Source organism: Lederbergia citrea (genome assembly GCF_018343525.1).
Classification (GTDB): Bacteria; Bacillota; Bacilli; order Bacillales; family Bacillaceae_C; genus Lederbergia; species Lederbergia citrea.
In genome coordinates this window covers 1,490,895-1,507,312 of the sequence record NZ_JAGYPH010000001.1, presented here as the reverse complement: position 1 = coordinate 1,507,312, position 16,418 = coordinate 1,490,895, and the positions used below count along the sequence as shown (strand labels likewise).

17 protein-coding genes are annotated in these 16,418 nt (G+C 36.8%); 12 read left to right on the top strand and 5 right to left on the bottom strand.

The genetic code is table 11. The features are described from left to right. Nucleotides 1-102 precede the first annotated feature (102 nt). Both KHA88_RS07800 and KHA88_RS07795 read left to right on the top strand, forming a co-directional pair. Nucleotides 103-546 carry a MarR family winged helix-turn-helix transcriptional regulator gene (locus KHA88_RS07800; RefSeq protein WP_213096455.1) on the top strand — a complete coding sequence of 148 codons (444 nt, stop codon included), beginning with the start codon at nt 103-105 and terminating at the stop codon, nt 544-546. A 19-nt stretch (nt 547-565) separates the two neighbouring features. Further along, nucleotides 566-2,260: a M3 family oligoendopeptidase gene (locus KHA88_RS07795; protein WP_213096456.1), complete on the top strand. Its 1,695-nt coding sequence runs from the start codon at nt 566-568 to the stop codon at nt 2,258-2,260. A 541-nt stretch (nt 2,261-2,801) separates the two neighbouring features. Here KHA88_RS07795 and KHA88_RS07790 read toward each other — a convergent pair. Then, nucleotides 2,802-4,949 (bottom strand): ATP-dependent Clp protease ATP-binding subunit, encoded by a 2,148-nt coding sequence (locus KHA88_RS07790; protein ID WP_213121700.1) that lies wholly within the window; start codon nt 4,947-4,949, stop codon nt 2,802-2,804. 204 nt (nt 4,950-5,153) lie between these two features. On the opposite strand from KHA88_RS07790, the gene KHA88_RS07785 reads away from it, so the two are divergent. Further along, nucleotides 5,154-6,194: a YkvI family membrane protein gene (locus tag KHA88_RS07785; RefSeq protein ID WP_213121699.1), complete on the top strand. Its 1,041-nt coding sequence runs from the start codon at nt 5,154-5,156 to the stop codon at nt 6,192-6,194. A 51-nt stretch (nt 6,195-6,245) separates the two neighbouring features. On the opposite strand, the gene KHA88_RS07780 is transcribed toward KHA88_RS07785, so the two are convergent. From KHA88_RS07780 to KHA88_RS07770, 3 genes are all read right to left on the bottom strand, one after another. Further along, nucleotides 6,246-6,923 (bottom strand): hypothetical protein, encoded by a 678-nt coding sequence (locus tag KHA88_RS07780; RefSeq protein WP_213096459.1) that lies wholly within the window; start codon nt 6,921-6,923, stop codon nt 6,246-6,248. 91 nt (nt 6,924-7,014) lie between these two features. After that, nucleotides 7,015-7,614, bottom strand: coding sequence for a CPBP family intramembrane glutamic endopeptidase (locus KHA88_RS07775; protein ID WP_249312941.1), 600 nt, complete (start codon nt 7,612-7,614; stop codon nt 7,015-7,017). 141 nt (nt 7,615-7,755) lie between these two features. Next, nucleotides 7,756-7,947, bottom strand: a complete 192-nt coding sequence (locus KHA88_RS07770; protein ID WP_213097809.1) for a YkvS family protein — start codon at nt 7,945-7,947, stop codon at nt 7,756-7,758. 327 nt (nt 7,948-8,274) lie between these two features. On the opposite strand from KHA88_RS07770, the gene KHA88_RS07765 reads away from it, so the two are divergent. The 6 genes from KHA88_RS07765 to KHA88_RS07740 all read left to right on the top strand — a co-directional run bounded on the left by KHA88_RS07765 (nt 8,275) and on the right by KHA88_RS07740 (nt 13,712). Continuing rightward, complete coding sequence (locus KHA88_RS07765) at nt 8,275-8,541, top strand: phosphocarrier protein HPr (RefSeq protein WP_213096461.1); 267 nt, start codon at nt 8,275-8,277, stop codon at nt 8,539-8,541. Next, nucleotides 8,541-10,259, top strand: coding sequence for a phosphoenolpyruvate--protein phosphotransferase (gene ptsP, locus KHA88_RS07760; protein ID WP_213096462.1), 1,719 nt, complete (start codon nt 8,541-8,543; stop codon nt 10,257-10,259). Before KHA88_RS07765 ends, ptsP begins: the two co-directional genes overlap by 1 nt. A 545-nt stretch (nt 10,260-10,804) precedes the next feature. Further along, on the top strand, nt 10,805-11,188 hold the full coding sequence (locus tag KHA88_RS07755) for a VOC family protein (RefSeq protein WP_213096463.1): 384 nt from the start codon (nt 10,805-10,807) through the stop codon (nt 11,186-11,188). 269 nt (nt 11,189-11,457) lie between these two features. Then, complete coding sequence (locus KHA88_RS07750) at nt 11,458-12,243, top strand: SDR family oxidoreductase (RefSeq protein WP_213096464.1); 786 nt, start codon at nt 11,458-11,460, stop codon at nt 12,241-12,243. Between the two features lie 72 nt (nt 12,244-12,315). After that, nucleotides 12,316-13,203 carry an NAD(P)-dependent oxidoreductase gene (locus tag KHA88_RS07745; RefSeq protein WP_213096465.1) on the top strand — a complete coding sequence of 296 codons (888 nt, stop codon included), beginning with the start codon at nt 12,316-12,318 and terminating at the stop codon, nt 13,201-13,203. Nucleotides 13,204-13,241: 38 nt separating this feature from the next. After that, on the top strand, nt 13,242-13,712 hold the full coding sequence (locus KHA88_RS07740) for a chemotaxis protein CheW (protein ID WP_213096466.1): 471 nt from the start codon (nt 13,242-13,244) through the stop codon (nt 13,710-13,712). Nucleotides 13,713-13,785: 73 nt separating this feature from the next. On the opposite strand, the gene KHA88_RS07735 is transcribed toward KHA88_RS07740, so the two are convergent. Continuing rightward, on the bottom strand, nt 13,786-14,238 hold the full coding sequence (locus tag KHA88_RS07735) for a YkyB family protein (RefSeq protein WP_213096467.1): 453 nt from the start codon (nt 14,236-14,238) through the stop codon (nt 13,786-13,788). A 264-nt stretch (nt 14,239-14,502) separates the two neighbouring features. Here KHA88_RS07735 and KHA88_RS07730 point away from each other — a divergent pair, with 264 nt between their 5' ends. The 3 genes from KHA88_RS07730 (at nt 14,503) to KHA88_RS07720 (ending at nt 16,334) form a co-directional block, all read left to right on the top strand. Beyond that, on the top strand, nt 14,503-14,721 hold the full coding sequence (locus KHA88_RS07730) for a hypothetical protein (protein ID WP_213096468.1): 219 nt from the start codon (nt 14,503-14,505) through the stop codon (nt 14,719-14,721). A gap of 90 nt (nt 14,722-14,811) precedes the next feature. Beyond that, a complete protein-coding gene (gene fadH, locus KHA88_RS07725; protein WP_213121698.1) occupies nt 14,812-15,576 on the top strand; it encodes a 2,4-dienoyl-CoA reductase in 765 nt (254 codons plus the stop codon). A gap of 158 nt (nt 15,577-15,734) precedes the next feature. Then, nucleotides 15,735-16,334 (top strand): DUF3993 domain-containing protein, encoded by a 600-nt coding sequence (locus KHA88_RS07720; protein WP_213096470.1) that lies wholly within the window; start codon nt 15,735-15,737, stop codon nt 16,332-16,334. The last annotated feature ends 84 nt before the right edge of the window (nt 16,335-16,418 follow it).

Genomic DNA, 16,418 nt, shown 5'->3' with positions numbered 1-16,418 from the left:
TATAGAAAAATGCCTACTCTATTCATGCTCTTTATATACACTTCATACATTTATTTGGTAAACTTAGGAAGGGGGTCATATTCTATAAAAGGAACTGATTGTATGAATAAAGAAGAAGAGGAATCATTGAAATTATTTATTGTTCTATCACGTGCGTATCGATCGCTGAATGAGTCAGTCAATGTTCACATTTATAACTCGGGATTAAATCCGACAGAATTTGCCGTCTTGGAACTGCTATTTCATAAAGGCAAACAACCACTTCAGCAAATAGGAGGAAAAATCCTCCTAGCAAGCGGCAGTATTACATATGTTGTTGATAAGCTTGAAAAGAAAGAATTGGTTAAAAGAACAGCAAGCGCTAGTGATCGTAGGGTTACCTATGCTGAGATCACTGATAAGGGCTATAGATTTATTGAATCTTTTTTTCCGGAACATGCAAAGCGAATCCATAACTTAGTTTCAATACTTAATCCTGATGAAAAAGAACAAGCGGTTGAATTACTTAAAAAGCTCGGTTTATCGGTTGAAAAAAATAAAAACTAGTTGGAGAGGTGGATGAATAATGAAATTTGAAGAATATACATACAAACGGCCAGATTTGGAACAGATAAAACTACAATTTGACGAAGCACTTGAAAAATTTAATGGTGCCAAAAATGTTGAACAACAAAATCAAGCTATAAAAGTTATTAATGAGATTCGCAGTGATCTTGGCACGATGTTCAATCTTTGTCATATTAGGCATACAATTGATACGGAAGACGAATTTTATGAACAAGAAAATGACTATCTTGATGAAGCTGCACCAATTGTTGATGGATTAGTATCCCAATATTATGAGGCCCTTGTCCATACACCTTTTCGAGCTGAGCTTGAAGAAAAATGGGGAAACCAGCTTTTTGCACTTGCAGAAGCACAATTAAAAACATTTTCCCCCGAAATTATTCCACTCTTACAACAGGAAAATAAGTTGTCATCTGAGTATACGAAATTGGTGGCCTCCGCTAAAATTATGTTCGAAGGAGAAGAAAGGACACTTCCGCAATTGCAACCTTTTGCTGAATCACAGGATAGAAGCATGAGAAAACGAGCAAATGAAGTTAAATTTAATTTCTTTCAAGAACATAGTGAAAAATTCGATGAAATCTTTGATAAGCTAGTAAAAGTGCGAACAGAGATTGCTTCCGCTCTAGGGTTTCGTAACTTTGTCGAGCTAGCATATTATAGAATGGCGAGAACGGATTACGATGCATCAATGGTTAAAAAATTCCGCGATCAAGTAAAAGACCATATTGTTCCACTTGCGACAAAATTATACGAGCGGCAGCAAGAACGAATTGGTGTAGAATCATTGACTTATTATGATGAAGGTTTCAAGTTTACCTCCGGAAATGCTGTTCCAAAAGGTTCACCTGAATGGATTATTGAAAATGGCGCAAAAATGTATCATGAATTATCTGAAGAAACAGGAAGCTTTTTTGATTTTATGACGGAAAGAAACCTGCTTGACCTAATCGCAAAAAAAGGCAAGGCAGGGGGAGGATATTGCACCTACATTGAAAATTATCAGTCGCCATTTATCTTCTCCAACTTTAATGGTACTTCCGGAGATATTGATGTATTGACTCATGAAGCGGGGCATGCTTTCCAAGTGTATTCCAGCAGGCATTATGACATTCCTGAATATACTTGGCCAACATACGAGGCATGTGAAATTCATTCAATGAGCATGGAATTTTTTACGTGGCCTTGGATGGAATTATTCTTTAAAGAAGATACAGATAAATATAAATACTCACATTTAAGTGGAGCATTGTTATTTCTTCCGTATGGTGTGGCAGTTGATGAGTTCCAACATATCGTTTATGAAAATCCAGATTTTAGCCCAGCAGAGAGAAAGCAAGCATGGAGTGAGTTGGAGAAAAAATACTTACCTCATCGGGAATATGAAGGTAATGACTATCTGGAACAAGGTGGCTTTTGGCAAAGACAAGCTCATATTTATAATGACCCATTTTATTATATAGATTATACGCTAGCGCAAATTTGTGCGTTCCAGTTTTGGAAGAGATCGCAAGATAATGCTGAAGAAGCATGGAAAGATTATGTATATCTATGTTCACTTGGAGGAAGTAAATCATTTACTGAGCTTGTAAAAGAAGCAAATCTAATATCACCATTCGAAGACGGCTGCGTTGAATCTGTTGTAGGAACAATTCAACAATGGCTGGAAAGTGTGGATGACAAAAAATTATAAGAAAAAGAGATTGCCGAACTAGGCAATCTCTTAGATTGAAGACAAAGGCAGTTGGAATGAGCCCATTCCAACTGCCTTTTAAAATTTTTTAATAGTTTTGCTCTATAAATCACTATTATTAAGGAATAAAGGTCTTGGAAATGGATAAAGAAGTTGAAATTAATTGCAGCGTCCAATTTACGAGCTAAATGGGCTTATGAAACGATGTTGTTCAATTGTAAGAATTTCTAATTGGTCACGTTCATGATTCTGGTTTCTTGTCATGTTTTTCATTACTTCGAGGTTAGTCTTAATTTCCATTATAAAAATAAAAGTATATAGAAAAGTGAAATGTATCATTTTATTGGTTTGGAGAAGCGTCCGCTCGACTCCTGCGGGATCTGCGAGACAGCCGAGACCCTGCAGGAGCGTAGCGACGAAGCGGCTGGGCGCTCGCCCCGCGGAAAGCGAGAGGTAAGCTTCGGAAACCTACTCTATCCTATAAAAAAACTGTAGACAACTCGTTTTTTCGAGTTTGTCTACAGTCTGAGAGATTGCCGAACTAGGCAATCTCTTTTTTATTAACAATGATATTGTTATTGTTTAATACAGCAATTAATGTTTTTTCTTCCGGGTGATCCAATATATAATCAGCAATTTGATCTTCCAGCTGTTCTTGAATGACCCTGCGAAGCGGGCGGGCACCAAAGGAAGGATGGTATCCAAGTTCGACTATTTTATCTTTAACTTCATCCGTAATATTTAGTTCAATCCCTTGTTCCAGGGTTGTCTGTTGCAGTTCTTCTAACAGAAGATCAACAATGGAAAGGAGATGATCCTTTTCAAGATTATTAAATTCAATAATACTATCAAATCGGTTTATAAATTCGGGTTTGAAGAAAGATCCAAGTGAATCAAGAATACTTGTTTCTTTAATCGCATTGCTTCGATCAAAGCCTACATGAATTTGTTTAGTTGCGGTACCAGCATTACTTGTCATAATAATGACCGTATCTTTAAAGCTGACTGTTCTTCCTTGACTATCAGTAAGTCGGCCATCTTCCAAAATTTGAAGGAACATGTGCTGCACATCAGGATGAGCTTTTTCTATTTCGTCAAGAAGCACAATGCAATACGGGTTTCTTCGTATTCTTTCAGTCAATTGACCTGCTTCATCATGTCCTACATAACCTGGAGGTGAACCAATTAATTTAGAAACACTATGTTTTTCCATATACTCACTCATATCAAGGCGGACGAGAGCCGTTTTTGTTCCAAATAATTCTTCTGCAAGCGTTTTGGTCAATTCTGTTTTACCGACCCCAGTAGGTCCAACGAACAAGAATGAACCAATTGGTCGATTTTTTGCTTTTAATCCGGCTCTGCTGCGTCGAATGGCTTTGGCAATTTTTTTCACGGCTTCATCTTGACCAATTACTTTTTCCGTTAGACTTTGTTCAAGATTTTTCATTTTTTGCTGTTCTGCGCTTTGAAGCTTGCCGACTGGAATGCCGGTTTTTTGTTCGATGATTTCGTGAATATGCTCGATTTCAACATCTACTTTAGTAGAGGAAGAAACAGCATTCATTTCTTTTTCCAGCTCTAGCTCCTCATCACGAAGTTTAGCGGCTATTTCATAATCTTCTTTAGATAGCGCAGTTTGTTTTTCTTTTTCAATTTCTGCAAGCCGTTGCTGTATTTCTTCCTTATTCGTTTCTTTTATTGACAAATTTAACTTCGATCCTGCTTCATCCATGAGATCAATTGCTTTGTCCGGAAGGTAACGGTCTTGAATATATCTGCTTGAAAGCTCAACGCATGCCTTAAGAACTTCATCACTATAGCTGACCTGATGATAGCTTTCATATTTATCTTTTAATCCCGTCAAAATTTCAAGTGCCTTTTCAGCGGAAGGTTCGCCTACTTGCACAGGCTGAAAACGGCGTTCAAGCGCTGCGTCTTTTTCTATTTGTCGGTATTCTTTCAAAGTGGTTGCACCAATTACTTGAAGCTCTCCGCGGGCGAGTGCAGGTTTTAAAATATTCCCAGCATCCATTGAGCCCTCGGCGGATCCCGCTCCAACTAGAAGATGAATTTCATCAATAAATAATAAAATGTTTTTTCGTGCTTGTAATTCTGAGATTAATTGCTTCATTCTTTCTTCGAATTGGCCACGAATTCCTGTATTAGCAACAAGAGATGCAACATCGAGCAAATACACTTCTTTGTTTTTCAATTTAGGAGGAACATCCTGCTCAATAATTTTCAATGCCAAACCTTCTGCAATCGCTGTTTTCCCGACACCGGGTTCACCGATCAATACTGGATTATTTTTATTTCTGCGATTCAATATTTCGATGACTCTTTTTATTTCCTCATCACGTCCAATAACTGGATCAATCAAGCCTGCTTTAGCTGCATTGTTTAAATTTCGTCCAAATTGGTCGAGGAAGCCATTATTTCCGTGTGAAACAGATGTTTCCCCAGTATCTGGGTATTGGTCGTTCGTTGGGTGGTTTTGAGGCATGGAAAAATTCTTAAACATATCCTCAAATCCTGAACCTAATTGGGGACCATTCATAGAAGCTCCTAATTTTTCCCTTTCTGTTGCATAGCAATCAGAGCATAAAGGTAAAGTTTGTTTATGACCATTAATATTTAAATGGAGATGAATGTTTGCGCGTTTATGTGAACATTTGCTGCATAACATGAATATCAATCCTCCGACTATTTTTATTGACTAATTTTGACCAATGGAATAAAAGGTAAGTCGAATCGGCATATTATGTTTGACCTAATTCGACCTTATGAACCTATTATACACTGACCTATTTTGACTTTCAAGTTATTTATCAATTTTTTGGATTTTTTTTCACCTTCATTCATATGGTTAACAATGAAGAGGGGCGATATATTGAAAAAATGGACAAGTGCTTTTCAAGTGGCTGCAGTATATGTGGGGACAGTTATTGGCGCAGGTTTTGCAACAGGAAGAGAGATCGTTGAATTCTTTACAAGGTTTGGATTTTTTGGTTTTCTAGCTATCCTTCTTTCAGGTTACTTATTTATTTATCTTGGCGCTAAGATTATGGTGAAGGCAATTGAAATTCGAGCAACATCATTTGAGGAATTCAACGAGTATTTATTTGGCAAGAAACTATCAAAAGCGATGAATATCTTTACGATGATCATGCTGATTGGAGTATGTGCAGTCATGCTTTCTGGTGCGGAAGCCTTATTCTCGGAGCAGTTGGGATTTGCTCGTTCAATCGGGACCTTCCTAACAATTACACTTGCAATGCTTGTGATGGCAGTTGGTGTCCAAGGATTGTTTGCGGTCAATATATTTGTTGTACCCATATTAATAGTTTTTAACTTCTTAGTCATGTGCACATCAATTACGAGTCATCATTTCTTGGAGAATTTTCTTTTTACGCCAGATGGAATAGAAAGCTGGAAGGCCGGAGCGGCAGCTTTTTCCTATTCTGCACTTAATCTTGCTCTTGCTCAAGCTGTTCTTGTCCCCATTGCAATCGAGATTAATGATATTGCAATTGTGAAACGGGGGGGACAAATAGGTGGTGTATTATTGACTTTAATATTGATCTCCAGCCATTTCACTTTAACAACACTTCCTGATCCAGTTGTTTTTGATATTCCAATGGCAGTCATTGTGAAAGAGGCAGCTGCCGGTATTTATTTTATCTATCTCTTTATTATTTTTGGAGAAATATTTACTTCTTTGATTGGAAATATGTATGGGCTTGAAAGGCAAATTCGACGTTACGCAAAAATCGGCAGTTTATGGATACATGGCGGTATTATTATCATTGTATATTTCATTAGTCGAATAGAGTACGGCACTTTATTAGGTTTTTTATACCCATTATTCGGCTACGTCAGCCTTGCTTTTTTACTGCTTCTTTGGACGAAGCCTTCATCGATAAACAATTAAAGAGGCCTTCCCAAATTATTTATTAAGCTTGGAAAAGCCTCTTCTTTATTATTACTTTTTTTCAATTGTTTCTGCCATCTTCAAGAATGGATCTAAATGGTTTTCTTCAGATGTAGTAAAGATCGTTACCTTTAAAATCCAATCCTCTTTTTCAACAAGGTAAGCCGTTACAAGCTCATTATTCTTCTTAAATTGATAAATGCGTGCATCTGCAAGCCACTGATTGCCGTTCTCGTCTTTAATTTGCTTTACTTCCTGACCAACAGATTCAAGCTGTTCTCTAACATTAGCTGCTGCATCGTCCATTGTTACATCACCCGGTAGCAATTCAATCCGCATAAAGTGGCTGTCATTTTCTTTGTAGTAAAGAACATCTGTGTATGGTTCCTCACCGGTCAGTTCATATTCAGGGAGTAAATAAAGCGAGTAGTCAAGATTGTCACTCTCTTTCAGAAAAGCTGTTTCTTCTTTTTTACTACCGTTAACCTCGTAAGATAGGTTCATTTCCATTAACCGAATTTTGTCTGAAACCTGTGCATCATTCTTTTCTTTGTCTTTAGCTGATTCTGGTTCCTCACTGTTTTTTACTTCTTTTTCCGTAGTGTTTTGCTCAGTTTGGTTTTCTCCGTTTCCGGTATTTTTCTTCGATTCTTGTGCGGTTGTACCGCAAGCAGCCAATAATATTAATGAAAAAAGAGTGGCGGTCAATAGTCTTGCCCATTTCAACATGCTGTCTTCCCCCTTAAGTGATTAAGTCCCTCGATTTGTTAGACGTATTTGGAAAGAAAATGTTACATTTTACAAAATCTTGGTATGTTTATTAAGAAAGCGGAAAAATTACTAATAAAAGTAAATCAAACATCAAATGAGAAATAATTAACAGTGGAATACTTCGTTTCCAAGCATACAGTATTCCCCATGCGATCCCACTCACAAATGCAGCTACGATAAGGATAGGATAACCAGAAAAACAAAAGGCAGCTGCGTTTAGGGATGCTCCAATAAAAATCGCAAACGCTGTATTCATATACCTCATTAATCGTTTTAGGATAAACCCCCGCCAAAATATTTCTTCGCCTGGAATGATGACAAATATCAATACTAGATAGTGCCAAACCCATTCCAGTTTAAACTTAACATAAATCTTTGAAACCTGATTGTCAAAAGTCCCTGGAATAAATGAGAAAATCCAGCTCCCAACAAAAAATAGTACATAAAGGAGAGCGCCTGAGAGGATCCCATATAAAAAATACTGTTTTGTTGGTGCCTCATCATCGATTTTCTCATTAATTATTGTGAAACTGATTAGAAACAACATTGTTGCAGTGTATAAGTACCAAAACACTTGTTTGCCGTCGAAAGTAATATATATTAGCAAATATGCTAAGAAAATCCCGGCAAGCAATTTAATATCTATCATGCTTTTTTTCATTTTTAATTCCTTTCAAAGGGTAGAGTCATTGCTTGATCAACATTTTATCAAAATTGGTAGGAGGCTGCCATGGGGGAGCATTTTTAAAATTATTCAAAAAAGAAAAATTGCAAGCGATAGCGCTTGCAATTAAACATTTACAGATTCTTTAATAATCTTGTAGTTTTTATGGTTAACAACGGTTTTTTCTTCCAAGTCATAATCACGATAATTTTCCATGTAAGTTAAATCAACAATAACAGAGTTTTCATTTACCTTTTCAACAATTCCTTGAAGGCCATCTTTAAATTCAATTAAATTTCCAATTTCTGCAATTTTCAACAGCTTTCTCCCCCTTGCTTTTTTATCTACTTTCATTACATTTGTTCATAGTTTGCACTATTTTCCATAAAAGTGCAAGATGAAAAGATGTATATATAAATGATATTTAGAGAATAGAAGTGTATGTCTCGGACTAGTCAGAAATTGTATAGAAAATTAAGGGTGAATTTGGAATAGTTTGGTTATAAATGAGTGGGTTAAAATTACGAAAATTAGGGTATTATTCTTTTATTATATTTTTGTTGCTGTTTGATTGACGAAACCGATAAAATTAGCTACTTTTGTATAGAGAACTCAATTTCTATTGAGAAAAAAGGAGACGATTTTATGTTGGAGAAACAATTTACAGTTATAGCAGACACAGGTATTCATGCTAGACCTGCTACACTACTTGTACAAACAGCAAGCAGATTTTCATCAGATATTCAATTGGAATATAAAGATAAAAAGGTAAATCTTAAATCAATCATGGGTGTTATGTCACTTGGGATTGGAAAAGATGCTGAAATTACGATTAGTGTAGATGGTAACGATGAAGCAGATGCACTAGCAGGTATTGAAGAATTATTTAATAAAGAAGGGCTTGCGAAATAATGTCAACAATTTTAACAGGGATAGCAGCATCAAGTGGAATCGCAATCGGTAAAGCATACCGACTTGTTGAACCGGATCTAACATTCAAAAAAACAGCTATCTCAAATGCCGAAGAAGAGATCAATCGTTTTCAGGCCGCTATAGATGCCTCAAAGGATGATCTTCAGGCGATTAGAAATAAAGCAGCGGTAGATCTAGGGGAAGATAAGGCAGCGATTTTCGATGCCCATCTTCTCGTTTTAAGTGATCCGGAACTTCTATCATCTATAGAAGATAAAATTAAAATGGACAAGTCAAATGCGGAGAATGCTCTAAAAGAAACGGCAGATATGTTCATCTCCATTTTTGAACAAATGGATAATGAATATATGCAAGAACGCGCCGCAGATATTAAAGATGTTTCCAAACGTGTACTTGCTCACTTATTAGGAGTTAAAATTCCCAATCCAGGCTTGATTGCTGAAGAAGTTGTTATAGTAGCGGAAGATTTAACACCATCTGATACAGCACAATTAAATAAAGAATTTGTAAAAGGATTTACAACCGATATCGGCGGAAGAACATCACACTCTGCAATCATGGCAAGATCTATGGAAATTCCAGCAGTTGTTGGAACAAATAGTGCTTCAACTACTATTCAAGATGGTGATTTAATCATTGTAGATGGTGTAAATGGTGAAGTACATATTAATCCGACTCCGGAAGTTGTGGAGAAGTATGAGGAAGTTTATCATAATCTGGAATTACAAAAGAAAGAGTGGGCTTTATTAAAAAATGAAGCGACTATTTCTAGTGATGGGGTTCATGTTGAACTAGCTGCAAATATTGGATCACCACAAGATATTGAAGGTGTTCTTTCAAACGGTGGAGAAGGCGTGGGTCTTTATCGTACAGAATTTCTTTATATGGAAAGAAATCAGCTTCCAACCGAAGATGAACAATATGAGGCATACAAAAAGGTGCTTGAAAATATGGAAGGTAAGCCGGTAGTCGTACGAACACTGGATATTGGCGGAGATAAACATCTTCCATACTTAAGTCTTCCTTCAGAAATGAATCCTTTTCTAGGTTTTAGAGCAATTAGGCTTTGTCTAGAAGAAACGGATATTTTCCGTACTCAGCTACGTGCACTATTACGTGCCAGCAGCCATGGAAATTTAAAAATCATGTTCCCAATGATTGCAACGTTAGATGAATTTCGATCTGCGAAGTCAATTTTATTGGGAGAAAAACAAGCTCTTGTTGAAAGTGGGCACAATGTAGCTGACAATATCGAGATTGGTATTATGGTTGAAATCCCTTCAACAGCAGTTTTGGCCGACCAATTTGCTAAAGAAGTTGATTTCTTTAGTATAGGGACGAATGATCTAATTCAATATACAATGGCTGCAGACAGAATGAATGAGCGTGTTTCTTACTTATACCAACCATATAATCCTGCAATCTTACGTTTGGTTAAAATGGTTATTGATGCCGCACATAAAGAAGGTAAATGGGCCGGAATGTGTGGAGAAATGGCAGGAGATGAAATCGCAATCCCGATTTTACTTGGACTTGGGCTTGATGAATTCTCTATGAGCGCTTCATCAATTCTCAAAGCAAGAAGCCAAATTAAACATCTTGATCAAAAAGAAATGAAGCAGTTAGCTGAAGAAGCATTAAAAATGCAAACAGCTGATGAAGTTATGGAGCTTGTCAAAAAAACAACTTCATTGTAATCAAAATGTAATATTAATTAGGTGTATATATTCGAAAAAGGTGGTATAAAATAGTAATCATGATTGATTTGACGAATTTCTAGTCATTTCATTCTCATTTTTCCCCCTTTTTATCCGCTTGACCATTGGTCGGGCGGATTTTTTTGTTGAAATGAATAAACTTTTTAAAAGAAGAAATTTAGTTTGAGGGATGGGATTAATTTTCATTATTTTGAAATAACGGGCAAATTGACAATGTTTTATCCGCGATTGAAGAAAATAAAGATGTTTTGATCACTGGCAATCAAGGAAGGCAGACGCTTGAGCTAATTACTGGAATCTATCACTCTGCCAGTCTAGGCAATTCAGTTAAGCTTCCATTAGAATAAAAGAGTCCATTTTATACACGTCAGGCAATTTTGAAACATGCCACTCAATTTCACGACCAGCTTGGAAAATTTCTAAGACAATAAGATCACTACTGTTGGCAATTATTAAAATTGTTATAATTAGAAGGAGGAAATAAATATACAAGAAAATCTTCTTGAAAGGATGGTGGAATACTCATGATTGAAATGGAAGGATTGCATCATATTAGCCTTTCTATTACCAAATTGGAGGAGTGTAAAAAATTTTATGGTCACATCCTAGGACTCCCAGAATTAGATCGTCCGAACTTTGATTTTCATGGAGCTTGGTATCAGATCGGGCATCAGCAACTTCACTTAATTGTTCATCCAAAGTCTAATACGATAAGGAAGGAAAATAACATCGATACAAAAGATGGCCATATTGCCATTAGAATAAAAGATTATGATGCTGCATTAAAGTGTTTACAGGAGAATCGAGTACCCTATAAAGAAAACAAGGGCAGTAAAAGTGGCTTTAAACAAATTTTCTGTATGGATCCAGATTATAACCTGATTGAGTTAAATGTAGATCAAGATTAATAATTCTTTAACGATCTGATATTTACCAATTGGAAGGTTCGAATGCGTTTCGATGCCCCTTCGAGAGTGAAAATTGTGGCTCAAGGTAAATGGCCGGAATACCATGAGTATAGTGAAACGAAATAAATATATAATGCCATATCATGATAGAGACTGTCCAAAAGTCTACTTTAGGGACAGCCTCTTTTTTGCATGTGACAATAGTAAAATATCCTTGATAACAAAGATAATGATATAATGTAAGAAAATTACGCGAAAGGAGAATTTTGATGCAACTTGGATTACAAGGGAAAAACGCTCTTATCGTTGCTTCCAGTCAAGGCTTAGGGAAAGCTATTGCTGAGCAATTTGTCAAAGAAGGTACAAATGTAATGCTTGCAAGCAGAAACGTGGAGCAACTGAAAGCGGTACAGTCTGAATTGGAGAAATTAAATGGAGGAAAAGTGTTTTGGGTCCGTTGTGATATTACTGATCCCGAGGAAGTTAAAAATATGGTAAAACAAACAGTCGATGCCTTTGGTGGGCTTGATATATTAATTAATAATGCGGGAGGTCCTCCGGCGGGAGGTTTTGAAGACATGGACGATGAGGCATGGCAGAAATCATTTGAATTAAACTTGTTGTCCTATATTAGAATTATTAGAGAGGCCCTTCCTCATTTAAAGAAAGCAGGCGGGAGGATTATTAATGTCGCTTCATCTTCTATACGTGAACCTATTCCAGGCTTAATTTTATCTAATACATTCAGGATGGGCATTGCCGGATTGTCAAAAACACTTGCCGATGAATTAGCCCCATACGAAATTTTAGTCAATACCATTGCGCCAGGCAGAATAGCCACAGAACGAATAAAACAATTAGATGAATCTAATGCAGATAAGCAGGGTATTACCCCGGAACAGGCCGCTTCATTGGCTCGGGAAAGCATTCCCTTAGGAAGAGACGGAAGACCAGAAGAATTTGCTAAAGTCGTTGTCTTTTTAGCCTCGGAAGGAAATACATATATGACGGGAAGCAGTTTCTTCGTTGACGGTGGAAAGCTAAGGTCTGTTTAATTAATTATCGGCAAGACGATGCCCCGATTTATTCGGGGCTAAACTAATTTACATAGAAGGGAAATAGAAAAAATGAATGAAATAAAAAAAACAATTGGCTTTATAGGTTTAGGTGTGATGGGAAAAAGCATGTCCCGAAATTTGTTGGGTGCGGGATATGAGGTGCTTGTATACAGTCGGACAAAGGAGAAATGTAAAGATATTTTGGCAGAGGGGGCAATCTGGAATAATACAGCTAAAGAAATAGCTGAAAACGCCGATATTATCATTACGATGGTTGGCTATCCCCACGATGTAGAAGAAGTCTATTTTGGAAATGAAGGAATCTTTACATCAGCGAAAAAAAGTTCCGTACTAGTGGATATGACTACATCCACTCCTACTTTAGCGAAGAAAATCTATGAGGAAGCTAAAAGGAGCGGCCTATATGCATTAGATGCGCCGGTATCTGGTGGTGATGTCGGAGCCAAAAATGGTACTCTATCGATTATGGTAGGAGGAGACCGTCCGATCTTTGATGAGCTTTTTCCGATCTTTGAGATATTAGGCGGAAATATTGTTTACCAAGGTGAAGCGGGAGCGGGCCAACACACAAAAATGTGCAACCAAATAGCGATTGCGTCTAATATGATTGGTGTTACTGAGGCGCTCGTATATGCAAAAAATGCCGGGCTTAATCCAGAAAGTGTTTTAAAGTCAATCGGAAGTGGAGCGGCGGGCAGCTGGTCTATGGCTAATTTAATTCCACGGGTATTAAAGGAAGATTATTCACCTGGATTTTTTATTAAGCATTTTATTAAAGATATGGGAATTGCCTTAGAAGAGGCAGAGAAAATGAATCTCCAATTACCGGGATTAGAGCTAGCAAAAAAGATGTATGACACACTGGCTTCCCATGGAGAAGAAAACAGTGGTACACAGGCATTAATTAAATATTGGAACCATGGATATCATCTATAAATTTTAATACGTAAATCATAACAGAGGCAGGGTAATAAATGGATAAGAGCTCAGGGGTTTTGTCGGATAGTAGCACAAAGGAACTTGAAATAATTGAATTCGAAATGAATAAAAATAAGTTTGGGATTAATGTTGTAAAGGTGAGGGAGATTATACAACCCTTGCCAATTACCCCTATTCCACATGCACATCGAACCATTCTTGGAATCATTCAGCTTCGCGGAGAGGTGCTGCCAGTTATCAGCTTGGAGCAAGCATTAAATCTTTCACCAGTAGAAAATTGTGACCTGACAAATGAAAAGTTTATTGTGGCAGAACTTAATGATCAAAAAGTAGTGTTTCATGTTCATCATGTTACTCAAATACATCGGATCCCATTGGATATGGTTGAAAAACCTTCTGAACTTTATGCAGTTGATCGTTCTCAAATAATTGGGGTAATTAAACAAGCAGAAGAAATCATATTGCTTATTGATTTTGAAAAAATTATTAAAGATATTAATCAATAAGCAGGCATATAATAAAATCAAAATTTGAGCCCGGATACTCCATTATTACCAAGGAGGACCCGGGCTTATCAATTTAGAAGAAGCTATCACCCAGTTTTTTAAATACAGGTTTCTGTGGATTCGTTGACCTTGGATTTTTGTCTTCTTTTAGTCCCGTGTATTCTTGAAGAAGTTGTTTTGCTAAATTAAGTGACATCCGTGTTTTAGGATTTCTGGAATATTGATCGAGATGACCAAGATGAGGTAGGTGCTCAAAGTCTTCTTTCGTAGGCGGGATATGGAATGTATAATCACCGCATTCAACTAACACATCAGATTGCTGTTGGCTAAATTTTGGATTTCGAGAAAAATGGAGGCCGGTTTTAGTTGCTTTCTTTTCTTGAATCATCTTATTAAGAGCATTTTTTTTAAGGGTATATAAAAATTTGGGGTTAATAGCGGTCTTGGCATGACGGTTTACGGTGAAAATCGCCTGTGAAAGGTTTGATACAGTAAGTTCCATCTTTTGTTTTGCCTGAGAATCCATATAAAGAACACCTTTCTATTTATAATAAAAGACTGAATTATAAATATTGTATCATTAGTAACGTTAAATAGAAAGAATTGATCTTCAAGATATCTTAAAGGTTAAAAGGTAAAATATGAACGATATAAACAGACTTTTCCCTGCAAAACAGCTTGCTCTTGACGTAAAAGTAGTTCTTGTAAAAAGTTTGTCAGTAATGATATATTTGCAATAACCTATTATGCAAGTCAATATTTAGGAGTTTTTAGTGAAGGAGATGTTGGAATGCAAAAAAACAATCAGTTTGAAGCGATTTTCCTCCCTTCTAAATCTGGCATTGTCAAAATATTTATATATGGATTTCAGCCTTACGGATCGTGGGGGCAAGTGTTTGCATCAATGAATGACATGTCTGTTAACGTAAAAGGCTATAATCGAAAGAAGACGATTATACGAGCGATAGCTAAACTGAATGAGTCATTATTAAATATGAAAGAAGATTAAAAGTAGGCTTAGCCCTACTTTTTTTTATTTCGCTAGACATGCTATAATAATGAGTGAATATTCATTCAGTTTAAAAAAGGAGGGGAAGAATTGAAAGGGAAAACTGTCATTATTACAGGTGGTTCAAGTGGCATGGGCAAGTATATGGCGAAAAAGTTTACTGAAGCAGGCGGAAACGTAGTTATTACAGGTCGGAATGAGGAGCGTCTTCAGGAAGCGAAAAAGGAGATATTAATAGAAGGAGGAAGTTTATTTACCATTCAAATGGATGTTCGTAATCCAGATGATGTAAAACGAATGGTTCTGGAGACCGTTGAGCAATACGGTACCATTGATTTTTTAATAAATAATGCCGCGGGAAATTTTATTGTCCCTGCCGAAAAGCTTTCAATCAACGGGTGGAACTCAGTTATTGATATTGTGTTGAATGGCACCTTTTATTGCAGCCGTGAAGTAGGCCTATATTGGATTGATAACAACATAAAGGGCAGTATTATCAATATTGGAACAACGTATTCTTGGGGAGCTGGAGCAGGTGTTATTCATTCTGCCGCAGCGAAAGCTGGAGTCTTGTCCATGACGAGAACACTAGCTGTGGAGTGGGGCAGAAAATATGGAATTCGGGTAAATGCTATTGCTCCTGGACCCATTGATCGTACCGGTGGCGCTGAGAGGTTATGGGAATCAAAAGAAGCCGCAATGCGGACAATTAATAGCATTCCTCTTGGAAGATTGGGAGAACCGGAGGAGATAGCTGAGCTTGCCTATTTCTTGCTCAGTGATCATGCTGCTTATATAAACGGAGAGTGCATTACAATGGATGGAGGCCAGTGGTTGTATCAGCATCCTTTTTAGGCAATCTTTAATAGAAAAGTAACATGATACAACTAAAGAGCAGGAAATAGAACTTATGACCTAGGTAAGAGTTCTTTCTCAAGGGTACAGTAATATTGTATTGAAAATTATTACTGATTTCTACCAGGATAGAGATTCTTACTTGGAGGGACATCATTATGGTAAAAAAACTACTCTATACTTGTATCATTTGCTTTATCACCTGCATGATTACTTATGTTCCGGTACAAGCCACTGAAAATGAAGAAGAGTACTTTAGATTTGTGGAGGATGCTTTTCATGCTCAAGTTTCACTCAGTGAAAAGGAAAGGGACTTAGCAGAAATAAAAAAAATTCTTCAGCCATACTTAACAGGGCAACTCTCTAATAAGTTTATTAAAGAAAATGTAATTAAAACTGACAAAGGTTACCAAGCTTTTGGGTCGGATTTTGCTCCTCATTATGTCCCTTTCTTTTCTTACAATGAAAAAACGAAAGTCGTAAAATATGGCGAAGATGTGTATGTTTTTGAATATTTCGGGGATAAAGATGGACCCGTAAGTTATGGAGATCATTATATGGGCGTGAAAATATCCGAGGTGAATGGAAGTTGGAAAATTTCAGAAGTCCTTTCGGAAATACCTAAATCCATTACTGAAAGGATTGAACCACATCAAATAAATAAGGAGCTAGATACCGCTCTAAAAAGCTTAAATACTCATTTTTATTCTGTACGTACCCCAATCTTAATGACAATGCATTTCCCACATTTGTTTTAAAAGCATATACACTAAGCTGTCCTTTACGGGGCAGTTTTTTTTATGTCCCTTTCCAACTAAAACTTTCACTTTTGTAACTTTGGT

Coding starts and splice junctions, on each gene's coding strand:
- KHA88_RS07720 (WP_213096470.1), top strand. CDS start 15,735: ATGGTAAAAAAACTACTCTATACTTGTATCATTTGCTTTATCACCTGC.
- KHA88_RS07755 (WP_213096463.1), top strand. CDS start 10,805: ATGATTGAAATGGAAGGATTGCATCATATTAGCCTTTCTATTACCAAA.
- KHA88_RS07800 (WP_213096455.1), top strand. CDS start 103: ATGAATAAAGAAGAAGAGGAATCATTGAAATTATTTATTGTTCTATCA.
- KHA88_RS07730 (WP_213096468.1), top strand. CDS start 14,503: ATGCAAAAAAACAATCAGTTTGAAGCGATTTTCCTCCCTTCTAAATCT.
- KHA88_RS07745 (WP_213096465.1), top strand. CDS start 12,316: ATGAATGAAATAAAAAAAACAATTGGCTTTATAGGTTTAGGTGTGATG.
- KHA88_RS07780 (WP_213096459.1), bottom strand. CDS start 6,923: ATGTTGAAATGGGCAAGACTATTGACCGCCACTCTTTTTTCATTAATA.
- KHA88_RS07765 (WP_213096461.1), top strand. CDS start 8,275: ATGTTGGAGAAACAATTTACAGTTATAGCAGACACAGGTATTCATGCT.
- ptsP (WP_213096462.1), top strand. CDS start 8,541: ATGTCAACAATTTTAACAGGGATAGCAGCATCAAGTGGAATCGCAATC.
- KHA88_RS07735 (WP_213096467.1), bottom strand. CDS start 14,238: ATGGATTCTCAGGCAAAACAAAAGATGGAACTTACTGTATCAAACCTT.
- KHA88_RS07750 (WP_213096464.1), top strand. CDS start 11,458: ATGCAACTTGGATTACAAGGGAAAAACGCTCTTATCGTTGCTTCCAGT.
- KHA88_RS07790 (WP_213121700.1), bottom strand. CDS start 4,949: ATGTTATGCAGCAAATGTTCACATAAACGCGCAAACATTCATCTCCAT.
- KHA88_RS07740 (WP_213096466.1), top strand. CDS start 13,242: ATGGATAAGAGCTCAGGGGTTTTGTCGGATAGTAGCACAAAGGAACTT.
- KHA88_RS07775 (WP_249312941.1), bottom strand. CDS start 7,614: ATGATAGATATTAAATTGCTTGCCGGGATTTTCTTAGCATATTTGCTA.
- KHA88_RS07795 (WP_213096456.1), top strand. CDS start 566: ATGAAATTTGAAGAATATACATACAAACGGCCAGATTTGGAACAGATA.